The organism is Polynucleobacter sp. 78F-HAINBA (genome assembly GCF_018882325.1).
Classification (GTDB): Bacteria; Pseudomonadota; Gammaproteobacteria; order Burkholderiales; family Burkholderiaceae; genus Polynucleobacter.
In genome coordinates, this window is record NZ_JACVOQ010000003.1 from 102,720 (window position 1) to 125,872 (window position 23,153).

Here is a 23,153-nt window from a genome sequence, read left to right on the forward strand (position 1 = left end):
TATGGTCATTCAATCTGAAGCCGCGCTAGAAGAGGCGCTCATCAAGCAACTGCAGTCAATGGAGTACACCCGTGTCGAGATTCTCGATGAATCTGCCATGCTGGCTAATCTAAAGCGTCAGCTTGAAATCCATAACGAGAACACTCACCACATTCCCAGCCTGCGATTTAGCGATAAGGAATATGAGCAAATCCTCAATAAGCTCAATACCGGCAACGTCTTTGATCGCTCTCAAATTCTTCGAGATAAGTTTGCCTTAAAGCGTGATAACGGCGATGTTATTTGGATCACTTTTCTAAACCATGTTGACTGGTGTCAAAACGAGTTCCAGGTCACCAATCAAGTATCTGTAGAGGGTAAGCGCAAGAATCGCTATGACGTCACGATCCTGATTAATGGCTTGCCCTTAGTGCAGATTGAGCTAAAACGTCGCGGGATGGATCTCAAGGTCGCCTTTGACCAGATCATTCGATATAAGCATGAATCTTATGATGCAGGCTATGGCTTGTTTCAGTATGTCCAGCTCTTTGTCATTAGCAATGGAGTCAATACTAAGTATTTCTCTAACAATAAGAGCATTAAAGAGTTCACCTTTAAGCAGACCTTCTTCTGGTCAACTAAAGAAAACAAGCGCATCTCAGACTTACATGAATTCAGTGCTGAATTCTTAAAGCCTTGCCATATCGCAAAGATGATTTCTCGCTATATGGTACTGACCGTGGATAAGTTGATGCTGGTCATGCGTCCTTATCAATACTATGCAGTTGAAGCCTTGCTAGAGAAAGTTAAAACCAGTAAGTCCAATGCCTACATTTGGCACACCACGGGCTCAGGCAAGACGCTAACCTCTTTTAAAACCAGTCAAATTGTCTCAGAACTGCCCGAGGTGGATAAGGTCATCTTTGTCGTGGATAGAAAAGACCTGGACTATCAAACCGAGAGGGAGTTCAACCATTTTGAGGAAGGCTCAGTTGATAGCGCTCCCAATACTTCTGAATTAGTTAAAAAGCTCAATGACCCAAGCTCAAAGATTGTTTTAACCACCATCCAGAAGCTCAATAACGCTATCACTCGTGATAGGCACTCCATCAAGATGGATGGCCTAAAGGATAAGCGGATCATCTTCATCTTTGATGAGTGCCACCGTAGTCAATTTGGTGAGAATCATAAAAATATCAAGCAGTTCTTTAATCACTGCCAAATGTTTGGCTTTACCGGAACGCCGATTCTGGAGGAGAACGCCTCCACTCAGGGTGGTCGCAAACAGACGACTGCCGACCTGTTCGGCACTTGTTTGCATAAATACCTGATTGTCGATGCGATTCGCGATGAGAACGTGTTGCGCTTCTCGGTGGAGTATGTGGGGCGCTATAAGAAAAAGGAGTCTGGCAGTCACTTGGATATCGATGTGGAATCGATTGATACCAAGGAGCTGATGGAGGCCGATGACCGTCTCAGTAAGATCACTGACTACATCATTGAGCATCATCGTCAAAAGACTAAGCATCCCGACTTTACGGCCATGTTCTGCGTGGATAGCGTTAGCTCACTTATCAGGTATTACGACTTATTTAAGAAGAAGATTGCTGAGACTGGATCAGATTTAAAAATAGCCACCATCTTTAGCTATCAACAAAATGAAGCCAATCCAGAGGCCGATGGCACAGGAGCCATTCCCGAAGAGGATGGGGTAGAGCCCGAAAAGACTGCCTATAGCCGTGATAAGTTAGATCAGTACATTAATGACTACAACGAGATGTTTGGCACGAAGTTCTCGACTAAAGATAGCCAGGACTATTACAACTACTACAAGGATATTGCCAAGCGCACCAAAGAGGGCAAGATTGACATTCTGTTGGTGGTCAATATGTTCCTAACGGGCTTTGATAGCAAGTTACTTAATACCTTGTATGTAGACAAGAATCTGAAGTATCACGGTTTGATTCAGGCGTTCTCGCGTACCAACCGCATCCTTAATGAAAAGAAATCTCAAGGCAACATCGTTTGCTTTCGAAATCTCAAGGCAAAGACGGATGAGGCGATTACCTTGTTCTCTAATAAGGACGCTAAAGAAACAGTTCTGCTAGAGCCCTATGAGAATTATGTTGAAAAATACAACCAGGCAGTTGAGCTCCTTCTCCAGTTAACGCCATCCGTATCCTCGGTGGATGACCTGCCCGATGAAAAAGCTCAGCTTGAGTTTGTGACCCGTTTTAGAGAGCTACTTAAACTGAAGAACGTGCTCACCACCTTTACCGACTATCAAGAGGGCGATCTGGCGCTTTCTGAGCAAAAATTTGAAGATTACAAGTCCAAGTACCTGGATATCTACGACCGCGTCAAGCATGAGAATGCCAAAGAGAAAGATTCCATTCTGAATGACGTGGACTTTGAAATTGTCCTGATTCATCGTGATCAAATTAATGTTGCGTACATCATCCTGTTGTTAACCGAATGGTTAAAAAATGGTGGCAAGGGCAAAAAGGGCGAGGGAATCAAAAAGCAGATTGATGACTACTTGTCTGGCGAGATTCAATTGCGCTCTAAGAGGGCCCTTATTGAGCAATTTATTGAGGAAAGTCTTAGTGGCCTATCTCCTGATGGAGTTGCGGAAGAGTTTGATGTGTTTTGGGCCAAGAAGAAGAAAGCAGCCTTTGATGCGTTATGTCAGTCCGAGAAGATTGATGGAAAGAAACTTCAAGCCCTGCTAGAGAGTTATGAATTTACAAATCAAGCCCCAAGGTCTGAGGAGTTAATTGAGGTGCTGGAGCAGAAGCCGAAAATTTTAGAGCGCAAATCAACCCTTAATAGAGTCGGGGATGCAATTGCCAAGTTTATAGATACCTTTATAGAGGGCATGGGATGATCAAGCTGGACACCCCAAGGGCTCTGCAAAGTACATGACTGCCAGCCACTAAGATTATTTAGTGGTAAATTGGCAAAGCAAGATCTGATAAAAATTATCAAAGTAATTGGTGCGGCTTTGTTGTAAATAGAATGCTTTTAAATAGCCCCGGAGGCATACAAATTAGTCGAGATACCTTGTTTAGATTAATGGCCAATTAACCATTCAGTCGCGTTTCAATTTGCTCCGCCAAATTCTCAATCTTAGCAACGACGGCAGTTCCGTATTTATTAACTTTCTCTTTGACAATCGGCGCCATGTACGAATCAGTACGAAATATATCGACATAAGGGGCGTACATCGCGTGAAGACTATCCGCCCAATCACTTTTCTTTGGCTGCCGAGTAGATTGACCGATTGAATTCCAAGTTGAGGAATGGAGCACCCTAATACAGGTTGCAAACCCCGGAGCCAGTCTATCCACATCTGCCGATGTATGACCTTGTAGAGAAATGTTGGATGGCTGGGATGCAAGCCGCTTTGCAAGGGCAACGACCAATTCATCCTGCTGGTTTAACCACCATAACGTATCTATAGCAGGAAACAGCGGGGATATATTTAACTCAGATCCGGACTCCCTTAATTTTTCAACCTCTCCTTTAAGGATTGAAATATTTTTGGAGGTTTGCTGAATCACTTCAAGCATGCTGTCAGAGGAGCCTCGAACCCAGTCAGTGAAGGGCGATAATTTGTCGGAATGATTGTAAAACCATCGAATCATCCAACTCGGATCACGCAAGCTAGCTAGAAATGCTTCTTGAGCTTGGGCGCGAGTAGCTTTCCCTGTCACGTACTTCCCGAGAACTAGAGCATCTTGTTCTCGCATCGGATACTGCTGAAGAATTTCGGCCAAGGCAATTTCCTGCTTTGCGAGTATCTCGTTCATGGCATTCGTCGGCTGCCCATTCTTGAAAAACTGTTTTTTGAGTTTTCTTCTTGTCTCTCGATTAAGGCCATGCTGCTTTGCGGCCACATCAAGCTCTCGAATACCTTCGAGCCAAGACGCTGGTGAAATGACACCCGTCATTTCTGGAAACCAATCGCCGGAATAAGAGTAAACGACCAGCGAGGCAGTTTCTGGTACGCGAAGACTTAAATTTTGCAGCTCCATCTGAAGGATGCGGTCAAAAGAGATCAGAGCCTGTGTCTTACATAACCTAACCAATAACTCAGATCTTCTTACCGAGGCGTCAATACCCTGATTCTCTAATGGCGCCATTTCGCTCAGAAGAGTCCCGGAATACCAAAATTCGACAGCACCCGAATCAGCCCATCTAATTAGCCGCTCCCTCAATTCGTCCAATTGCGGGGTGCAGCATTTTTCATCAGAAAGTATTGAATAATCGGCGCTGTCGAGAAATACCCGAATGGGTCGCCGCTCCTCATCATCAAATTTGAGGCTTGGTAAAGCATTGGTTAAATCTTGTGGGGGTATGTTCAACATGTTAGCAGTTGAGTCATCCTAGTCACTAGGAGCTCGTGACAAAGTAGTCTTGCTTTTTCTCATCCCATTGCAATTTTATGCCTTTAATAGCAGAAGAATCATTACCAAACATATAAAATAACTCCAAAAGGTCTTCGATCTGCATTTGGTAGGCCCACTTATGACGCTGGTAATCTGAAAATACAAGCATCGAAACAAATGCACGCCCTTCCGACAAAGTCTGCATCCAGTAGTAGTGGATGAGTTGATTGCAAATTTCAAGCGCCGAGAGGGTTATAGGTTCGGGATGCTCCATATTAAACCGCTCATGAAGGCAACCTGAACCCATGACTGTAAACGGGTGGTCGCTGATTTTCTTGTAACGCAAGACCGACATGCTACTGCTGCGTACTTGATCGTTGACCTTGGGACGCTCCAGAAGTGAGCGAACCTGAAAGGCAACAAGCATCAACTTTCGTTCGAAAAGGACTTGCTGCTTCTCCGACCACCTCCGATACACCCGGTGGTTCTTCAGCCAAGCGAGGTCGCTTCTCAACTCGGTGCGCCAGTAGTGGGACTCAATCATCTTTCAACGATTAACAGCGTTTATACGGGCGCAAAGGTTCATATAACAATTGATATTGGTGACGCTGGATTTTTTGCCTTAACCCCATGATTGTCAGTCTCTTGGAATATTGCTTGTCAGTATAGCAACTTCAATATACCGAAGAACTGCCGCAGGGCATTGCGTGCTTTTGAATAAGTATCCAAGTGTCCGCCTATAGACGATTGTATGCGTTGAGAATTACCGTAAAAAACGGCCGCATGTTTTACGTGGTCACGAGGGTCCAGCACTTCAGACAAGTGTTCAAAAGGGGGCTAATGGTAAGTTAAGAGTGCGGCGTATTTCTAGCAAAATGGATCAGGTTCGCTATGATGCTAATTGGTTGGCAAAAGTAATAGAGTCGAATGATACGGCGCTGGAATTTTTGGGGTCGTAAAATTGCAACTGAAATTGAAAACTTGATTTTTGAAATTGAGGGGCGTCAGGGGACTCCAGTGTCGTCCGATGAAATGCTAATGTTAGAAAAAATGGGTAACTTAGGCTTGCCCATTCCTGGCGGTGTATCTACTCCACCATCAGTGATGTTGATGATTACTCAATATAGGAGAAGCGTAGAGGTTAAAGCGTGGGTTTTAAAGCAGGCTGCTGGCATATGTGAATGTTGTCTAAATGCCGCTCCATTTAGTAGGGCGGATGGATTTGCCTATCTTGAGGTGCACCATGTTAGAAAGTTAACTGATGGCGGGTCTGATACCGTTTCAAATACCGTGGCGGTATGCCCAAACTGCCATCGAGAGCTCCATTATGGGCTGGATTCAGCGAATTTAATTGAAAGGCTTTATCAAAGACTTTCCCGTTTAAAGCTAGAGTAAGTTCCAATCCACTTTTTTGTTCTGGAATCTGACGGCTAATCAATGAGTTGCTAGAGCGGTAGACTTCCTCGATATGCTTGATAGACCAAAGGTTCTGAGTTTATGCAAGCCTCAAGTACGGTAATGCAATGATCTAGTAATAGCCTAGATCTTTCTGGATCAAACCAATGACCATTGAATTTACCCCCATGAAATAGGTTATTGCGTATTCGACGAATGTAAACCAAAAGATTTTCCGCTTTGGAATTGTGTGCGGGGGTTGAGACTTCCCATTGAATAATTCCATCTTTGATTATTTGCTTCTTCGGCGGCGAGTTAAGCAAAAAGTTAATTGCAGTGGATAGTTTGGGGTCTTCTATATTAGCAATTAGTTCTTCAATAGCAATGGCGAATTTTGACCAATCTGCTTGCGCTGGTCCATCACCCTTATTGTATCCAGCTGCTTTTAATGCATATTCTGCGCGAGCGAATGTACAAAATAATTCTCCAGCTAGTCGATTAATATGCGAGGAAGGAGGCATCTTTGAATTTAATGTGGTTTACGTCTAAGGGTTTGTTGAATTTTGTGTGCCGTCTGAAGCTTCGATAGCATCTTCCAACCTTCTAAACAAGTGAGAAAGAATGCTTAATGCATCCAAGCAATCTTTTTCGTTAAATAGGTTTGAATCTCTTAGGTCTACGATTTCCTCGTGGGAAATTGGGTTGCGGGCGCCCATAATAATTCCCATGGATAAAAATTTTTGACCCTCCTCAATTGCAGTTATTGTTGCGTCGCTGAAATTTGATCCATTTGGTTTTCGATATTTTTTTGTAACGCTGAGAGGTTTATTTTCTCCAAACGCATTACCCATAAATGTAGAGTCGTTGGGTTGGGTAGATTGAGAGTTTGCGCGGGTAATAGTAATATATCTCTTAACGGCCTCTATGAATGCCCTGTAGTAATCTTGATTTTTATAATCATCTTTAGATGCATCTTGAACGTCAGTATGTAAGTGTCGCCAGTGGTACTGCGGATATTCTGGCACTAATTTGTGCACCATTCTAATGATGTTTGCTTGAGATTCGGTGGGCGCTTCCGATTCTGTAATCATGCTATCTACAATAACTTGTACATCCGATTTAATTTGGTCTGGGAGCGTGCTGTACCATTTTTCCGTGTTGATGTTTGTAGTGGTTTCAACAGTTTTTCTATTGGCCTCATTTCTTTTTATTCTCCACTCTGCAATTACTTTTCTAACTGCTGCAGATAAAAAACTATGTAACCTGGACGCAACAGGAAGGTCCCAATTCAAAGATTGCCTATTTGTTGAAATGGCATCTTCATCAAGGTTATCAATGAAATCAATATTGAGCCACCCGGTAAGGTAGGAAAATACGTGGCTAGACTCAGGGATGCCAAAAAATTCAGCCGCATTAACAAGGCGGCCATTGGCAAACAGAGTAATGCCCCTTAGGCCGGGTCTGAGGGGTTTTTCGGTAGAAATTATTTCACCTGCTATTTCGGTTTTATATGCATACTCAGGATCTACTATGTCGGAGAAACTGGGGAAATCCCACGTAAATTGCGCATCAATGTTTTTGAATCTTAGTGTGTTGCTAATTTCTATTGGTTCGTCATCATTGTGACTAATAAAGCACCTAAATTCGCTACTAAAGAAATTAAATAACTTGGATAGGCTAATGGCTAGATTTTCTTTTTCAAAAGCACTTTCTCTTCTGAGCTTTTTTAAGGCAATAGTGGTGCCCTTTTCCGCTTTATTTGATTGCTGCCTCTCAAAATGAGGGCTGTATTCTGCGTTATGTGTATTCTTTAACTCATCCCAGTCCAATGTGAATTTAATTTTATCCCCTGAATTTTCTTTGGTAGTTGAGACTTCAATTAAGTCTCCGATGCCAAATAAAGCTAATTTACCAAGCCCTTTTTTTCCAGTAGCTTTTCGCCCTTTAGAGGTTAAATTTTCATTGTCTTTTCGACGATTTCTGCCAATTCGTAAAAATTTTTGATTAATTTCATCAAAATCCATTCCCATGCCATCGTCGATAACCTCGATACTTTTTTCTAGATCGTCATCATGGAGTTTGATCTGAACCGTGCTGGCGTCTGCATCGTAGGCATTGGCGATTAATTCTGCAATCGCATTAGGTATTTGCGAATACATTTTTATCCCCAAATGTTCAATGGTATTGGGGTCAAAGCTCATCCTGAGGGTGGAGTCACTCATTTGGTCTCTTATTGGGAATGAAGTTGATAACTTTTGATATGGGATGCGATATTTTTTGATTGGAAATAGCTAAATTTGGGGGGAAGTGCATTTCCTATAAGCAGGGCAAGGGAGTGCTTGGGTATATCTATAGGAAATTTATAAGTTTTTGGAAAGGATTGGAGAAGTGCAGCTTCTCTAGGAGTAATGACTCTATTTTGTTCTGGATGGAGAAACCTTCCCTTCGATGGATTAAGGCAGCCCCCCGTTATTGTCGTTGAATAATCATCCCAGCGCAGTCGTCCATATACATCGTTAAATCCAACACCATCTTTTTTGTGACAATTTAAGACGTACTCCTTGGGCAAGTCCTTCCAGCTCCCGCCATTTTTGGGGGTTAACTTTATTCTTCTAGTAACGCCTTCGGTATGTTTTGCTACTATTTTTTGCAATGGGTCCGTCGCCAGTTCTGGCGGTAAGAGGCTAAAAATTGCATCACGGACAGTTATTTTTTTGGTTTCTGGTGTTGGCATAGCGATTGCGCCAAGTAATGAACCTAACATAACAAGCCTACGTCGTCTTTGTGGTACGCCATATTCTTTTACATCTAGAATTTCTATTTCTATGTGATAGCCAAGAAGTTTTAGCTTTTTAACAATCTCCTTGAAGAGATAGTAGTCTTTTAAAGCCGGGACATTTTCCATCATGATGGTGATGGGTTTTAATATCTCCACCATTCGAAAGTATTCTAAAACTAGATTATTTCTGTCATCCTTAACGTTTTGTTTTTTATTTAATCTTCTTACTGAAGAAAAGCCTTGGCAGGGAGGGCAACCAGCAAGCAAATGCAGTGGCTCATTTCCCAAAAGTTTTTTTATTTCTTTGGCGCCTATATCTCGAATATCTTTTTGAATTACATGGGTGTTTGGGTGATTAAGCTTATATGCTCTTGCTGCGATTGGTTCAAGTTCAATCGCAACTTTAGTTTGAAAGCCTGCATCATGCATTCCCTGAGAAAGCCCTCCGCATCCCGAAAATAAGTCGATTGCGTTTAGTTTTATTGCGGTGCTGCGTTTTGCCATTCAAAATTTCTCCTTGCTACCGAGGAGTTTATATCCTCTTAGTGGGAAATTGCCTTAAATTATTAATAATATTTCAAAAATATATTCGAACAGCATCAGAAGTTCTTGTATTCCTAGATTAGACTAATTTGAGGTTTAAGTTTTAAGGGGCTTCCGATGCTCTGAAATTTAGCTTTACTATTTTACTAATAATCATAAATATGACATTCTTCAACATTGAGGGGTAATTTATTGAAACTAAAAAATAGATTTAATCTTATATTTATAATAAGTATTATGGAAGGTTGGCTTTGAATTCCGTGATGCATTAAATAATTGTTATGTTGAGGTAATTTAAACTACCGTGACCCTTCGTTTGCAGCTGGAACAGATGACCGAAGCTATGCCATTGAGTCAGCATTCTCATCAAATTGAGGTGCTAAGAACTGAATTTGGGCATACCATCAACATTGTCGACAGTGAAATCCCTGTTGACACTTATACATGTGCGGTGCACTCATTTGGATTGATTGATGACCCCACTTATGTTGGCGTCGCTAGCCATGGACTTGGCAATACTTTTGCTGGCGCAGATTTTATTTATTTCTTGTTGAGTCAAAATCTTATTTTGGAGACTTCACCCGAGTCAGTTGCTGCTAATGATTTTATTTTTTATTTTGATGGCGATAAATTTATGCATGTCGGCAAAATCTTGGGAGGTGGCCGAATTCTCTCGAAATGGGGGTCTGGTCTTCTTTACGACCACTCAATATGGGAAGTTCCGTCTGGCTATGGTCAGACAATTCGTTGTTTTGAAGGGTTGGACTCCGATCGGGGTGTTGACTTGTTTATTACGTATGCTGAGTCCAGGGGATTTCAGTTCCATGCATGATTGGGCTTTTAAGGGTGGGGAGTGATGCGTCTATTTCATGGCTCTAGGGTGGCGCTGGAGTTTAAGGAGTACAGGGCCTTAAACCTCACTAGCTACTATCCCGATGTTGTGACAGCGCTTGAAAAAGGCCGCCCCATTATTAAGCCATCAAGATCACTCTGTCTATTTGCCGCTGATTCTGCCGCATGGGCAACTAGATTTATGTATGGACAGGGAGTAAATTCTTCCTTGATTTATGAGGTGGAAATGGAAGTTTTTCACCGAGCACCATTTGGAATTGTGCATGAAATAAATTCTCGACTTAAGGTGGAGGGGTCAATTGATAATCTGGTTGCTGAATATTGGGATCCCAAAGCCAATTGGTCTTTTTACGAGTATTTTGGGCCATCATTTCGAGTAATTTCTCAAGTTCAGGCAGCTGATTCTTTGAATGAATTGACAGTCTGTACGCTAAGCTATGGCAGGGATACTGAGCTTTCTAAATCTTTTTAGCCTCACGACAATTCCCTGTTATTCCCTGTTCCAAAATCGTGGATTTGGTCAGATGGCTATATATTTAGGGGGTTGGCCGTCTATTTTTGGAAAAATGAGGCCCATTTTTACCAAAATACCCTGTTAATTTCCCTGTTAGCAGGGTGTGATGCAGAGATAATGTGAGCGGTGACTGCACCCACCGCCAGTAGTTTGAAACCACCTTCGGGTGGTTTTTTCATTGTTTTTGCCTGATTTTTTCCCTAAATTGACCCCAGGCACCAAATTATTTAGGCCCTCAACCCTCTGTTTTTAATCAAATAAAGGGGTTTTTGGACTTTTTGTTGCGTTGCCGCAAATAATTCTTGCAGTGCAACAAAAAACTTTTTACAATGGTGCATCGCAATAAATTTTATCAATTTAAAAAGTTAGGAAAAAATCATGTTCCAGAATCAATTAAACGACCAAATCTCACAAGCTCAAGCTAAAGCTGTTGAAAACGCTAAGTACTTGGCTCAAGTAGCTGTTGAAAGTGCAAAAGAATTAGCTGAAATCAACCAAGCTGCTGCTAAAGATGCTTTAGTTGTTGCTCAAGATACAAGCGCACAATTGTTGGCAATTAAAGATGCACAACAGTTGGCAAAATTGGCTCAGCCAGAAACAGCTCAAGAAGCTGCTAAGTACGCTGCTGCTTACCAAGCTAAAGTAAACAAAGTTGTACGTAACGGTAACAAAGAAGTTGCTCAAGTAGTTGAGGCTTCTATTGATGACGCACGTGCTGACATGGTTAAGTTTGTTAAAGAAGCTACTAAGACAGCTCCTGCTGGTTCTGAGGCATTTGTATCTGCATTCAAAACTGCATTCGAAACTTCACTCCAACAGTTTGACCAAGTTCGCGCTTCAGCAACTGACGCTTTCGCAAACTTTGAGAAAAGTGTTGACGCTGCATTGGCTAACATTCAAGGCCAATACGCTGTAGCTAAGCCAGCTGCAAAAAGCCGTAAAGCTGCTTAATTCGTTTTAATAGCTTTACACGAGAAACCGCCTACGGGCGGTTTTTCTTTTTCTGCTTGCCGTAAGATCTAGGTTTAGAGCTCAACAGGAGAAATCATGATCTTTGCAATCCTTTTAATGGATCGCCCCGGTACTGCAGACCTCCGTATTCAAGTACGACCAGAGCATCGCGCCTATTTGGGTAAGCTCGCAGACAAGATGGCGTTTGCTGGCCCATTAACATCAGAGGATGGTAAGACTACGGTGGGTAGCTTGCTGGTGATGGATTTCCCAAGCAAGGCAGATGTTGAGGCTTGGCTAGCAGATGAACCGTTTACCAAGGCAGGCGTTTATGAAAAGCCAGTGATTCATGCATTCAATAATGGATGGACGCAAAAGGTGGGATTCCCGCCTTTGTAAATAATAGCGGGAAGGGCAATCACCCCAATTACTAGTGGGGTTGTTACTTTTGTTATATCATTAGTTGATATATTAAGGTAATGAAATCACCGGGTAAGAATGTCTTATTAGATCTACATGAACAGATCTTGGATCAGGAGAATGGTTATTGGGTAAAAATTGAGGCATGGGAGGTGGATGTAACTATGTCCATTCCTCATGGAATTCGATATTCCTTAACTTTACACAACCCTCGAGGGGTTCGAATTCTGGGTTATGACAATGCGCATTCAACAAAAACCTCTGGCTATGTAAATCGTAAGCTTCCATATGATCATAAGCATCGATGCGCGACAGATCTTGGAATAAGTTACCAATTTAAGGATGCCTACCAGTTGCTAAAAGATTTTTTTGAGGATGTCGATAGGGTGTTGAGTTTGGCGAGGGATAAATGAAAGTTATTAAGATAGGAATTGCGTCACAGCAACAAATGCGTCAACGTGTTCTGATGATAGCTAAGGGTCAGCTACAGGCTCTCCCGAGCGATCCCAAAATATGGTTTACCTCTATGCGCTCTTTGGCTCAAGTTTTAAGTGACGAAAATCGTGCACTACTCAACGTCATTCGTGAATCAAAGCCGATTTCCATCTCAGAGTTAGCCGAATTAACTGGGCGAAAGCAGGGCAATCTATCCCGAACCCTCAAGACAATGTCCAATTATGGGATAGTAAAGATGCAAAAGCATGCAAGGGCTTTGCGTCCAATTGTCTGCGCAGATAGGTACGAAATTTTTGTCTAGGAGCTTAAGTTGATGCAATCTATCTTGTCTAGGGCTGCATTACTCCAGCTTTGGCTGGTTCGGATCCTTGTGACATTCGTTGCTTTGATCTCATTATTTTGGGGTGCGGCCCACCTTTGGGTTCCTGGCGCCATCAAGAATGCAGTAGAGGCTTATGGAATAAAGATTGGTTATCAGATCTCCTATCAAGATCTCAGCATTTCTCCTTTGCGCTTGCGGATTGAGATTGATGGCTTGAAATTAACTGACGGACGACAGGGAAAGTTACTTGAGCTAAAGAAATCCGTAGCAATGCTGAAGTGGTCCCGTCTCATGATTGGTGAACTGGGATTCGATGAGATTCTTTTTGATGCTCCCAGTGTATTGCTTGAAAAACGTGCCACCAAAGGTGATTTAGGCCAATGGAATTGGCAAGAATTGATTGCTGCGATAGCGCGCAATTTGCCGCCAACTGATCCAGCTGCACCCAAAAAGAGTATCAAGATTTCAGTGGATGAATTCAAGATTTCAAATGCCGCTTTGGAGATATCAGACCCCAGCAAAAAATTGAATGAACAGCTGAAGCCACTTTCCATCGAGTTGCTCGATATTGCAAACTACGATAAGCGAGGTGATGTGAATGGCGTTCGCGGTCAGTACGGATTGAATTTAGGCGCTCTAAGCTTTACTTTGCCAGGCCCAAATAAGAGGATTGCCTTTAAACGTATTGTCATTAAGGGCGCCTTAGATAATCCTGCGCCAGATGTCATAGGCGCTAATCTTGACCTAGAGATTGATGATGGACGCATCAGCTCCCATTGGGATTTGAAGTCTGATAAATCCATCGCGGGTAATGTCCAAGTAGAAAATCTTTCGATTGCACCTTTCGTCGGATTACTTCCTGCGAATAAAGAGTTGCAAGCTAAAGGCGGGGTCATTCAATCCGCTGTAGATATCGGTTTGAAAGGTGATGATCTGACTATATCTGGAGATCTGCATTTGCTGGATCTAGACTTGCTTGAGCAAGGGCAAAAACAATCCCTCATGAAGTGGAAGTCGGGGGATCTGAATCAATTTATCTATCGGAGCTCAAAGCAGTCTGGATCGAGCCTCATTGCTAATGAAATATCTGTTCATCAACCGGCCCTCCAGTTTGAAATTGATGACAAAGGATTTTCTAATTTCCGCCGTTTATTTTCAAAGCCAAGCGTAGAGGCTTCTGATGTGGAGAAGTTATCGACAGCAGTAAAAGATAAATCCACTTTTGTTCTGGATATCAAGGCCTTGAAACTGCGCGAAGGCGAAATGCAATTTGCTGATCTGGCTATGAAGCCGAATTTCAAGGTCAAATTAAGAAACTTCAATGCCACCTTTGCGAATGTCAGTAACCTTCCAGGTCATTTATCAGTGATGACTTTAGATGGGGTTCTGGCGGAATCCGGGTCAATCCGAGGTAAGGGTCAGATTGCATTCGATGACCCACGTCGTAATAACGACGTAACATTGAACTTTAAAAATATTCCGCTTAATGCATTTAACCCAGCGGTCATGACATTTGCTGGTTATCAAATTGCTAGCGGCCGAGTTAATTTAAATCTGCATTACAGCGCCAAGGACGGCGAGCTAAAGGGTGGCAATCAAATCGTTATCAAGAAGATTCAGCTTGGGGAAGAGGTGGCTGATTTTCAAGGTAAAAAATTACCATTGGGTTTAGCGATTGCTTTGCTCGAAGATTCTGACGACACGATTGATGTCACGATCAATATTGCTGGCAATGTAGATTCTCCAGAATTCAGTGCAAGTGGTTTGGTATGGCAGGCAATCAGTAACGTCCTGACTAATGTCGCCACTGCGCCATTTAGGGCATTGGGTGCGCTTCTGGGAATGGGTGCCAATGATGGGGTAAATGCAGTATTGGGTGAGGCGGTCTATCTGCCTCCTGACCAGGATCGCTTAGAGAAGTTTGGCGACTTCTTAGCCAAAAAACCGAATGCGACTTTAGAGCTCGCGGGAACTTATGACCCTGATGCGGATAAAACGGCTTTAGCGCGTGCAACTGCAGATCTCGCAATTCTGATGGCGGCTGGAATCAACACCCCCCCTAGCGAGCCTATTCCTGCGCCAGATTTATCTGATACGAAGGTTCAATCTGGCTTGAAGTCGGCCTACGCTCAATATGTCGGCAGAATAAAATTGGGTCAGCGCTTAATTACTTTGCCTGAAGGTGCGGCACGCAATGAACAGCTTCATGCAGAGCTCATTGCCAGCATTCCGGTGACGGAAGAAGATCTGAGGACCTTGGCCAAAAATCGGGCCAAGTTAGCGCAGAACTTCATGGTGAAAAGCAACCCTGGACTAAATGATCGAATTAGTTTGGGTGAAGTCAAAGCGGTTGGCGCAGGGAAGGAGGGCGTTCCTCTCGAAGTTGAAGTCAGAATCAAGTAGACTTGAGGTATGAATTCATCTACATTGCGCCCCCTAGCCATTCTTGCGTCGATTGCTGCCATTAGTCTGACTGGATGTGGCTCCATAGAGTCAGCAGCCCAGGATGATTGCACTTCCATTGGTTGGCAAATCGGCAGTAAAGGCTATAACGACTGCTTCAAGGCACGCGTTTATGAGCGCAAGTTGGATTACTCTCTTCCACCAGGCGATAAGCCATCCCCATCCGTAATTTAATCTAGGGTTTACCCTTGATAAATTCACTTGAGCTCCGTCAAGGACTTGAGTGCAGAAATAACCCAAAATCGATTGTGATTTTGGGAATTTCCTATATATAGCGAGGCAAATCATTTCTCGCTGTTTCGGACATTCTTAAGCAAAGCATTCAATACATAAAAACAGCATCATTATTGCGACTAGAAATTAGAGACAAATACTATGAATCACCCAAAACCCTCCGGAGAGATCAAGGCTGTTGCTGTGGCAACTGCGGATGATTTAAGGGAAACCATTCGTCGCAAGAGCAAGCTCAAAGGACGTCAAGCAGATGATGTGTCATTGGCAGAGGTTCGCCAGTTAATTGGTGCCGTTCCTCATCGTCGTGATTTACTGATTGAAAATTTACACAAGCTCAATGATGAATACCGTGCTTTGCATGATCGTCATTTAGTTGCCCTCGCAAAAGAAATGAATTTGCCGATGGCTGAAGTCTATGAGGTAGCTACTTTCTACCATCACTTCGAAGTGGTGCGTGGTAATGATCCTGTCGCGGATATCACCGTACGAGTATGTGATGGCATCGCCTGTGAATTAGCGGGCGCGCAAAACCTCTTGTCAAAGTTGCCAGCCATCTTAGGCAATCCAAACGTAAAAGTTGTAGCCGCACCCTGCGTAGGTCGTTGTGAGCAAGCTCCAGTAGCGGTGGTACATCAGTACCCAGTTCTGTTTGCGACTACCGACAAGGTGAGTGCTGCTGTCAAAAATAATCTGACTACTCAGCCCATGGCCAAGGACAGTGCCAATTTTGATCCTGCAGCCTTGGCTGAAAAAGGTGTATCTCCTCAAGGCGAAAATCAAGCGCTGTCTCCAGATTATGTGGGTTACGAGTCTTATCGTGCTCAAGGTGGTTATGCCTTAGCCAAAGAAATTTCTGAAGGTAAGAAAGATGCTGAAAGCATCATCAAGGCTATGGAAAACTCTGGCCTTCGTGGCCTTGGTGGCGCAGGCTTCCCAGCAGGGCGCAAGTGGCGCATTGTGAAGGATCAAGTTGCTCCCAAGTTGATGGCCGTGAACATTGACGAAGGTGAGCCGGGTACTTTCAAAGACCGTACCTATTTAGAGCGTGATCCACATCGCTTCTTAGAAGGTTTGTTGATTGCAGCTAGTGTCGTAGGTATTGATGCTTGCTACATTTACTTGCGCGATGAGTACCATGGTTGCCGTGAATTGCTAGAAGCGGAATTAGCTAAGCTCAAAGCAAATCCCCCATTTAAATTGCCATCGATCGAGTTGCGTCGTGGTGCTGGTGCTTACATTTGTGGTGAAGAGTCTGCCATGATTGAAAGTATCGAAGGTAAGCGCGGTGAACCGCGTATGCGTCCGCCATACATTGCTCAAGTAGGATTGTTTGGTCGCCCAACACTAGAGCACAACTTTGAAACCCTTTACTGGGTGCGCGATATTGTTCAGCGTGGTCCAGAGTGGTTTAGCTCTTTTGGTCGCCATGATCGTAAAGGCTTGCGTAGCTACAGCGTTAGTGGCCGAGTTAAGAATCCTGGTGTTAAATTAGCTCCAGCTGGTATCACTATCCAGGAATTAATTGATGAGTACTGCGGTGGCATGCAAGATGGCCACAAGTTCTATGGCTACCTACCTGGTGGCGCATCCGGTGGCATCTTGCCAGCGACGATGAATGACATTCCGCTCGACTTTGATACTTTGCAACCTTATGGTTGCTTCATTGGTTCTGCTGCAGTCATGGTGTTTGGAGATAAAGACAAAGCGCGCGATATGGCACTCAATGTCATGCACTTCTTTGAGCATGAGAGCTGCGGCCAATGCACGCCATGTCGTGTGGGTACCAGCAAGGCCGCCAAGCTGATGCAGTCCAAATCTTGGGATAAAGACACTCTAGAAGATCTAGCAACTGTGATGGTGGATGCTTCTATCTGCGGTCTAGGTCAAGCTGCACCAAACCCCATTCGCTGTATTGCTAAATATTTCCCAGAAGAGGTTGCTTAATCAGCAGCAAAAAAACTAAGGGAAAAACGAGACAAATATGAACGCACCAGTAAATCCTAAAGAACTTGAATTGCAAACCGTTGAGTTCAAGTTAGACGGGCAAACCATCGTGTCTTACGAAGGTGAGACCATTCTCAAAGCTGCTAAACGCCACGGTATTGATATTCCGCATCTGTGTTTCAAAGATGGTTATCGTCCTGACGGTAACTGCCGCGCTTGCGTTGTGGAGATTAACGGCGAACGTACATTGGCGCCAAGCTGCTGCCGTAGCGCGACTCCAGGAATGGATGTCAAGGCGAATAGCGAACGTGCATTAAAGAGTCAAAAGCTCGTGTTGGAGATGTTGTTATCAGACATGCCGGACGAGGGCTTTAAGTGGGTAGGAGACAGCAAGGAAGAAGAGCAAAAAAATCAACATGGCGAATTAAGCACCTGGGCAGCACGCATGGATGTGACAGTTCGACCAGAGCTCAAAGCATTACGCCGTGACAAAGTCAGCAATGACATTTCTCATCCAGCAATGGCGGTGAACTTAGATGCGTGTATTCAATGTAATCGTTGTGTACGTGCTTGCCGTGAAGAGCAGGTGAATGATGTGATCGGCTACGCTATGCGTGGCGCTCATAGCGAGATCGTATTTGATCTGAATGATCCAATGGGCGACAGTACTTGCGTTGCTTGTGGTGAGTGTGTTCAGGCTTGCCCAACCGGCGCATTAATGCCTAAGGGTTTAATTGGTTCACAAACCGTAGACCGCAAAGTGGATTCAGTATGTCCTTTCTGCGGTGTCGGTTGCCAAATTACTTACAACGTAAAAGATGAAAAGATTGTTAGTGTTGAAGGCCGTGATGGCCCAGCCAACCATAATCGTCTTTGCGTTAAAGGCCGCTTTGGTATGGACTATATCCATAATCCACAGCGCTTAACTAAGCCACTGATTCGTAAGGCTGGCGTGGCGAAAGATGAGGCCTTGCTAGAAGGCAAGCAAGATTGGTCTGACATCTTCCGTGAGGCAACTTGGGAAGAGGCGCTTGAAGTCGCCGGTGGCGGCCTCAAAAAGCTCAAAGATCAATACGGCAATAAGGTCTTAGCTGGTTTTGGCTCCGCCAAGGGAAGCAACGAAGAGGCTTACTTATTCCAAAAACTTGTTCGTACAGGTTTTGGTAGCAATAACGTTGATCATTGCACCCGTCTTTGCCATGCATCATCAGTTGCTGCGTTGTTAGAGGGTGTTGGTTCTGGTGCTGTAAGTAATCAAGTGAACGATGTTGAGCATTCCAGCTTGATCATGTTGATTGGATCTAACCCAACCGCAAATCATCCAGTAGCCGCCACTTGGTTTAAGAATGCCGCTAAACGCGGTGCAAAAATTGTTCTCTGCGACCCACGCAAAACCGAGATCAGTAAACATGCTTGGCGCACGATGCAGTTCAAGCCAGACACTGATGTGGCGATGCTCAATGCCATGATCTATACGATCATTGAGGAGGGTTTAGTTGATAAAGACTTCATCAAGAACCGCTCAAATAATTTTGAAGCGCTTAAAGAAAATATCAAAGGCTATAGCCCTGAAGCAATGGCGCCACTCTGCGGTATTCCAGCAGAGACTTTGCGTGAAGTAGCGCGTGAGTTTGCTACTACAAAGTCAGCAATGATTTTGTGGGGTATGGGTGTGAGCCAACACGTTCACGGTACCGATAATGCCCGTTGCTTAATTGCCTTGGTCAGTATCACCGGTCAAATTGGTAAGCCTGGCTCTGGCTTGCATCCACTGCGCGGACAAAATAACGTTCAAGGTGCTAGTGATGCAGGATTGATTCCGATGATGTTCCCGAACTATCAACGTGTTGATAATCCAGAAGCGCATGCCTGGTTTGAGAAGTTCTGGGATACCCCATTAGATAAGAAACCTGGCTACACCGTAGTAGAGATCATGCACAAGATCACTGCGCCGGATAGTGATCCAGACAAGATTCGCGGTATGTACGTCGAGGGTGAGAACCCTGCGATGAGCGACCCTGATTTGAATCATGCACGTCACGCTTTGGCGTCCTTGGATCTCTTGGTTGTCCAGGATATCTTCATGACTGAGACTGCGCTCTTGGCTGACGTAGTATTGCCAGCAAGCGCATGGCCAGAGAAAGTCGGTACTGCGAGCAATACCGATCGTATGGTGCAGATGGGTAAGAAGGCGATTAATCCTCCGGGAGATGCCAAGCCTGATCTGTGGATCATTCAGCAAATTGCGAATCGCATGGGCCTCAATTGGAACTACCAAGGCCCGGATGATGGTGTTGCAGAGGTATATGACGAGATGCGTCAAGCAATGCATGCAGCCATTAACGGCATCACTTGGGCGCGTCTAGAAAAAGAATCTAGCGTGACATACCCATGCTTGTCTGCAGAAGACCCAGGTCGTCCAATCGTATTTGATGACAAATTTGCTACGACAGATGGCAGGGTGAAGTTGGTGCCTGCCGATATCATTCCTGCGAATGAGCGTCCAGATGCAGAGTATCCATTTGTATTGATTACGGGTCGTCAGTTAGAACATTGGCACACCGGCAGTATGACTCGCCGTGCAACTGTCTTGGATGCAATTGAGCCGATGGCGACTGTCTCCATGAATGGCGAAGACATGACCCAGTTAGGTGTTTCTGCTGGTGATGTTATTACGGTTCAATCACGTCGTGGTGAGGTAGGCATCCACGTACGTAGAGATGACGGCACTCCGCGTGGCGTAATCTTTATTCCGTTTGCCTACTATGAAGCTGCAGCTAACTTAATCACCAACTCTGCCCTAGATCCGTTTGGCAAGATTCCAGAGTTTAAGTACTGCGCCGTCAAGCTTGCTAAAGGCGGTCAAGCTGCCCCAGTAATGGGTTACGGCACCAATGATCCTAAGAGGCAGAAAGTTACATCGGTTTCGTAAAGGATGGCGCTTCAACCAAACCCCACCTTTAAGGTGGGGTTTTTATGTTGAGGTTTGACCATCTGCACAAGTGTAGATACAATGTAGATACATTTGAAACAAAGAGGGCATCTATGCAAACTATTATTAAAAAGTGGGGCAACAGTCCTGCGTTGCGTCTAAATACTGCTGTCATGAAGTCTGCCCACTTGAATATTGATCAGATTGTTTCGGTTAAGGTACAGAGAGGTCGAATCGTTATTGAGCCGATTGTTCAGAAGGAATACCAGCTCGATGAATTGCTTGCTGGGATAACTGCGAAAAATATTCATCATGAAAATGATTTTGGTGTGCCCGTAGGTAAAGAATTACTCTGATGGCTAAGACTTATATTCCAAATGCAGGGGATATTGTTTGGTTAGAGTTTGATCCTCAAGCTGGGCATGAGCAAGCGGGGCGACGTCCCGCCGTGGTTTTAACGCCAGAGGCGTATAACAAAAAAACAAATTTGATGATTTGTTGCCCCTTGACTACAAAAATTAAGGGCTATCCATTTGAAGTTCTGGTGGAAATTGATGGCATTCAATCCGCGATTCTTTCTGATCAAGTTAAATCCCTAGACTGGAAAATTCGAAAAGCGAAATATAAGGGTGCAGTCAGCACTTTTGCCCTGACTGAGGTGCGAAGTAAAGCTAAAGCACTTCTTTCAATAACGTAAATATGTTGCGATTAATTCATTTAAATTTAAGTGGACATATGCTGACATTGCTTCGCAAGGAGGGCAATCAGCATGCTATTGATCAGCAAGTCAATTTTTGGGTAAGACTGGGTAAGGCATGTATAGATAACCCAGAATTACCAACCAGCTTTGTGGCTGAGTGTTTGGCATCGCTTAGCGAGGTTAAAGATAAGGGATTTATACCTTTTGTCCCTCGAACGACTGATTAATTGGATCAAAAATACCAAGAATCCTATTGCCCTTTAGAATTAACCCTCCATGGCTAGTTCAAAACCCTCAACACCTCAAGCTGATACCAAAGCAGAGCTTCCCGTTCTCATCATTGGCGCAGGCTTAGCTGGTCTAACCGTAGCACTCCATATGGCCGAATCCCAGCCGGTGATTCTCATGGCCAAGCGTGGCCTTGGTGAAGCGGCGACAGCGTGGGCACAAGGTGGCATTGTGGGGGTAGTGGATAAGGAGCATGACAGTATTGATTCTCATGTGGCTGACACCTTAGATGCAGGTGCAGGCCTCGTGGTGGAGTCAACCGCCCGTTATATTGCCGAAGAAAGTGCTGAAGCTATTCGTTGGTTGGTTGAGCAAGGTGTACCGTTTACCGCTGATGAGTCAGGGCCAATGGGTTTGCATTTAACACGTGAGGGTGGCCATAGTCACCGTCGCATTGCGCATGCTGCTGATGCCACTGGTAAAGCCATCCATGAGGTTCTTTTGGATAAAGCTAGGGCACATAAAAATATTCAAATCTTGGAGCACTGGATTGCTTTAGATCTAATTACCAATCGCCACTTAGATGCGAAGACGCAGCGCACCAAATCCAATCGTTGCTATGGTGTGTATGCCCTAGATATTAAGAATAATCGCGTAGAAACAATTGAAGCTAAGTCAGTGGTGTTGGCCACTGGTGGTGTCGGTAAGGTCTATCGCTACACCAGCAACCCTGATACTGCTACTGGCGATGGCATTGCTATGGCTTGGCGTGCAGGTTGCCGTGTCGGTAATATGGAATTTATTCAGTTTCATCCGACATGCTTGTATCACCCCAGTGATCGCACCTTTCTGATTACCGAAGCAATGCGGGGCGAGGGCGGCTTACTCAAGCTACCAAACGGCACTCGTTTTATGCCTGAGCATGATGAGCGCAATGAGTTAGCTCCGCGTGACATTGTTGCCCGAGCCATCGACTTTGAGATGAAGAAGCACGGTTTAGATTACGTGCATTTGGATGCCACCCATCTGGGTGAAGCATTCATTAAAGAACATTTCCCGATGATTTACGCGCGTTGCATGACTCTGGGTCTGGATATCACAAAAGAACCCATACCGGTCGTGCCTGCAGCGCATTACACCTGTGGCGGTGTGGTGACAGATCTCAAAGGAAAAACGGATTTACCAGGCTTATATGCCGTAGGTGAGGCGACTTATACAGGGCTTCATGGCGCGAATCGATTGGCAAGCAACTCCTTATTAGAGTGTGTGGTGATTGGTAAGGCAGCAGCAGTAGATATCTCCTCGCTAAAAACCCCAGTAATGCCAAAACTTCCGCTCTGGGATGAGAGTCAAGTAGAAGATGCTGACGAGCAGGTGGTGATTGCCCATAACTGGGATGAGTTACGTTCATTAATGTGGAATTACGTTGGTATTGTGAGAACCAATCGACGCTTAGAGCGTGCATTACACCGCATCAAACTCCTAAGATATGAGGTGCAAGAGTATTACGCCAACTTTAAAGTAACTCGCGACCTCATTGAGCTGCGCAACCTGTTGGAATGTGCAGAGTTGATTGTCAGGTCAGCCCTGATGCGCAGAGAGAGCAGGGGCTTGCATTACAGCCGTGATTACCCAGGAACTTGGGCGGTTTCTTATCCGACTATTCTGACGCCTCAGGCTGAAGGTACCTCAGAAAATCCTGAGACCTAAATTAATTAAAGATCACCTTTCAAGACAGCATCTTTAATATATTTGTTTAGGCGAGTTTGCCAGCCTTTGCCGCTTGCGCGCAGTTTCTCGAGCACATCAAAGTCCATTCTTAGACTCAGCATTTCTTTAGTATTTTTAATGGGAGGTCTACCAACACCTCTTTTGATAAGCGTGTCTCCAACATAGACATGAGCATCCCTAAACCATTCTTCATCCGCTTCTGGTGCGTCGTCTGGGTTAACCCAATCTTCCTGCGAATTTTGATTTTTCCTATTCAATTCCAGCCCCGACATTCGTGATTAGCAATTATTTCTAATTATTGTATATACAAATATTAGAG

22 protein-coding genes are annotated in these 23,153 nt (G+C 44.3%); 16 read left to right on the plus strand and 6 right to left on the minus strand.

Features of this window, described 5'->3' with window-relative positions; genetic code table 11:
• Position 1: 1 nt before the first annotated feature.
• Positions 2 to 2,866 (plus strand): type I restriction endonuclease subunit R, encoded by a 2,865-nt coding sequence (locus ICN11_RS04145; RefSeq protein WP_216229292.1) that lies wholly within the window; start codon positions 2 to 4, stop codon positions 2,864 to 2,866.
• A 196-nt stretch (positions 2,867 to 3,062) separates the two neighbouring features.
• On the opposite strand, the gene ICN11_RS04150 is transcribed toward ICN11_RS04145, so the two are convergent.
• Both ICN11_RS04150 and ICN11_RS04155 read right to left on the minus strand, forming a co-directional pair.
• Positions 3,063 to 4,349 (minus strand): hypothetical protein, encoded by a 1,287-nt coding sequence (locus ICN11_RS04150; RefSeq protein ID WP_216229293.1) that lies wholly within the window; start codon positions 4,347 to 4,349, stop codon positions 3,063 to 3,065.
• Between the two features lie 25 nt (positions 4,350 to 4,374).
• Positions 4,375 to 4,914: a hypothetical protein gene (locus ICN11_RS04155; protein WP_216229294.1), complete on the minus strand. Its 540-nt coding sequence runs from the start codon at positions 4,912 to 4,914 to the stop codon at positions 4,375 to 4,377.
• Positions 4,915 to 5,387: 473 nt separating this feature from the next.
• Here ICN11_RS04155 and ICN11_RS10705 point away from each other — a divergent pair, with 473 nt between their 5' ends.
• Entirely contained in the window at positions 5,388 to 5,765 is a 378-nt protein-coding gene (locus ICN11_RS10705) for an HNH endonuclease (protein ID WP_370623594.1), read from the plus strand.
• Positions 5,766 to 5,815: 50 nt separating this feature from the next.
• Here the strand turns inward: ICN11_RS10705 and ICN11_RS04165 are convergent, their stop codons facing one another.
• From ICN11_RS04165 to ICN11_RS04175, 3 genes are read right to left on the minus strand one after another with little or no spacing between them, the layout of a single operon-like run.
• Entirely contained in the window at positions 5,816 to 6,286 is a 471-nt protein-coding gene (locus ICN11_RS04165; RefSeq protein ID WP_216229296.1) for a hypothetical protein, read from the minus strand.
• A gap of 24 nt (positions 6,287 to 6,310) precedes the next feature.
• The gene (locus ICN11_RS04170; RefSeq protein ID WP_216229297.1) at positions 6,311 to 7,987 is read right to left on the minus strand and encodes a TIGR02391 family protein; all 1,677 of its coding nucleotides are present in this window, start codon (positions 7,985 to 7,987) and stop codon (positions 6,311 to 6,313) included.
• Positions 7,988 to 7,995: 8 nt separating this feature from the next.
• The gene (locus ICN11_RS04175; RefSeq protein WP_216229298.1) at positions 7,996 to 9,048 is read right to left on the minus strand and encodes a DNA cytosine methyltransferase; all 1,053 of its coding nucleotides are present in this window, start codon (positions 9,046 to 9,048) and stop codon (positions 7,996 to 7,998) included.
• 343 nt (positions 9,049 to 9,391) lie between these two features.
• Here ICN11_RS04175 and ICN11_RS04180 point away from each other — a divergent pair, with 343 nt between their 5' ends.
• The 14 genes from ICN11_RS04180 to nadB all read left to right on the plus strand — a co-directional run bounded on the left by ICN11_RS04180 (position 9,392) and on the right by nadB (position 22,813).
• Positions 9,392 to 9,919 carry a hypothetical protein gene (locus tag ICN11_RS04180; RefSeq protein WP_216229299.1) on the plus strand — a complete coding sequence of 176 codons (528 nt, stop codon included), beginning with the start codon at positions 9,392 to 9,394 and terminating at the stop codon, positions 9,917 to 9,919.
• A gap of 24 nt (positions 9,920 to 9,943) precedes the next feature.
• Positions 9,944 to 10,411, plus strand: a complete 468-nt coding sequence (locus ICN11_RS04185; protein ID WP_216229300.1) for a hypothetical protein — start codon at positions 9,944 to 9,946, stop codon at positions 10,409 to 10,411.
• Positions 10,412 to 10,831: 420 nt separating this feature from the next.
• Positions 10,832 to 11,404 (plus strand): phasin family protein, encoded by a 573-nt coding sequence (locus tag ICN11_RS04190; RefSeq protein WP_216229301.1) that lies wholly within the window; start codon positions 10,832 to 10,834, stop codon positions 11,402 to 11,404.
• 96 nt (positions 11,405 to 11,500) lie between these two features.
• The gene (locus ICN11_RS04195) at positions 11,501 to 11,803 is read left to right on the plus strand and encodes a YciI family protein (RefSeq protein ID WP_216229302.1); all 303 of its coding nucleotides are present in this window, start codon (positions 11,501 to 11,503) and stop codon (positions 11,801 to 11,803) included.
• Between the two features lie 80 nt (positions 11,804 to 11,883).
• Entirely contained in the window at positions 11,884 to 12,237 is a 354-nt protein-coding gene (locus ICN11_RS04200; protein ID WP_216229303.1) for a DUF6516 family protein, read from the plus strand.
• The gene (locus tag ICN11_RS04205) at positions 12,234 to 12,581 is read left to right on the plus strand and encodes a winged helix DNA-binding protein (protein WP_216229304.1); all 348 of its coding nucleotides are present in this window, start codon (positions 12,234 to 12,236) and stop codon (positions 12,579 to 12,581) included. Before ICN11_RS04200 ends, ICN11_RS04205 begins: the two co-directional genes overlap by 4 nt.
• A gap of 12 nt (positions 12,582 to 12,593) precedes the next feature.
• Positions 12,594 to 15,005 carry a DUF748 domain-containing protein gene (locus tag ICN11_RS04210; RefSeq protein ID WP_216229305.1) on the plus strand — a complete coding sequence of 804 codons (2,412 nt, stop codon included), beginning with the start codon at positions 12,594 to 12,596 and terminating at the stop codon, positions 15,003 to 15,005.
• 9 nt (positions 15,006 to 15,014) lie between these two features.
• On the plus strand, positions 15,015 to 15,239 hold the full coding sequence (locus ICN11_RS04215) for a hypothetical protein (RefSeq protein WP_216229306.1): 225 nt from the start codon (positions 15,015 to 15,017) through the stop codon (positions 15,237 to 15,239).
• Between the two features lie 201 nt (positions 15,240 to 15,440).
• Entirely contained in the window at positions 15,441 to 17,243 is a 1,803-nt protein-coding gene (locus tag ICN11_RS04220; RefSeq protein ID WP_216229307.1) for an NAD(P)H-dependent oxidoreductase subunit E, read from the plus strand.
• Positions 17,244 to 17,280: 37 nt separating this feature from the next.
• A complete protein-coding gene (gene fdhF / locus ICN11_RS04225; RefSeq protein WP_216229308.1) occupies positions 17,281 to 20,175 on the plus strand; it encodes a formate dehydrogenase subunit alpha in 2,895 nt (964 codons plus the stop codon).
• Between the two features lie 113 nt (positions 20,176 to 20,288).
• Positions 20,289 to 20,531: a PbsX family transcriptional regulator gene (locus ICN11_RS04230; RefSeq protein WP_216229309.1), complete on the plus strand. Its 243-nt coding sequence runs from the start codon at positions 20,289 to 20,291 to the stop codon at positions 20,529 to 20,531.
• Complete coding sequence (mazF, locus tag ICN11_RS04235; RefSeq protein WP_216229310.1) at positions 20,531 to 20,872, plus strand: endoribonuclease MazF; 342 nt, start codon at positions 20,531 to 20,533, stop codon at positions 20,870 to 20,872. The genes ICN11_RS04230 and mazF overlap by 1 nt, the downstream gene beginning before the upstream one ends.
• Before the next feature lie 2 nt (positions 20,873 to 20,874).
• Positions 20,875 to 21,102: a hypothetical protein gene (locus ICN11_RS04240; RefSeq protein ID WP_216229311.1), complete on the plus strand. Its 228-nt coding sequence runs from the start codon at positions 20,875 to 20,877 to the stop codon at positions 21,100 to 21,102.
• A gap of 49 nt (positions 21,103 to 21,151) precedes the next feature.
• Positions 21,152 to 22,813, plus strand: coding sequence for an L-aspartate oxidase (gene nadB / locus ICN11_RS04245; RefSeq protein ID WP_216229312.1), 1,662 nt, complete (start codon positions 21,152 to 21,154; stop codon positions 22,811 to 22,813).
• Between the two features lie 5 nt (positions 22,814 to 22,818).
• Here the strand turns inward: nadB and ICN11_RS04250 are convergent, their stop codons facing one another.
• Positions 22,819 to 23,091: a BrnA antitoxin family protein gene (locus tag ICN11_RS04250; protein WP_255539877.1), complete on the minus strand. Its 273-nt coding sequence runs from the start codon at positions 23,089 to 23,091 to the stop codon at positions 22,819 to 22,821.
• Positions 23,092 to 23,153 lie beyond the last annotated feature (62 nt).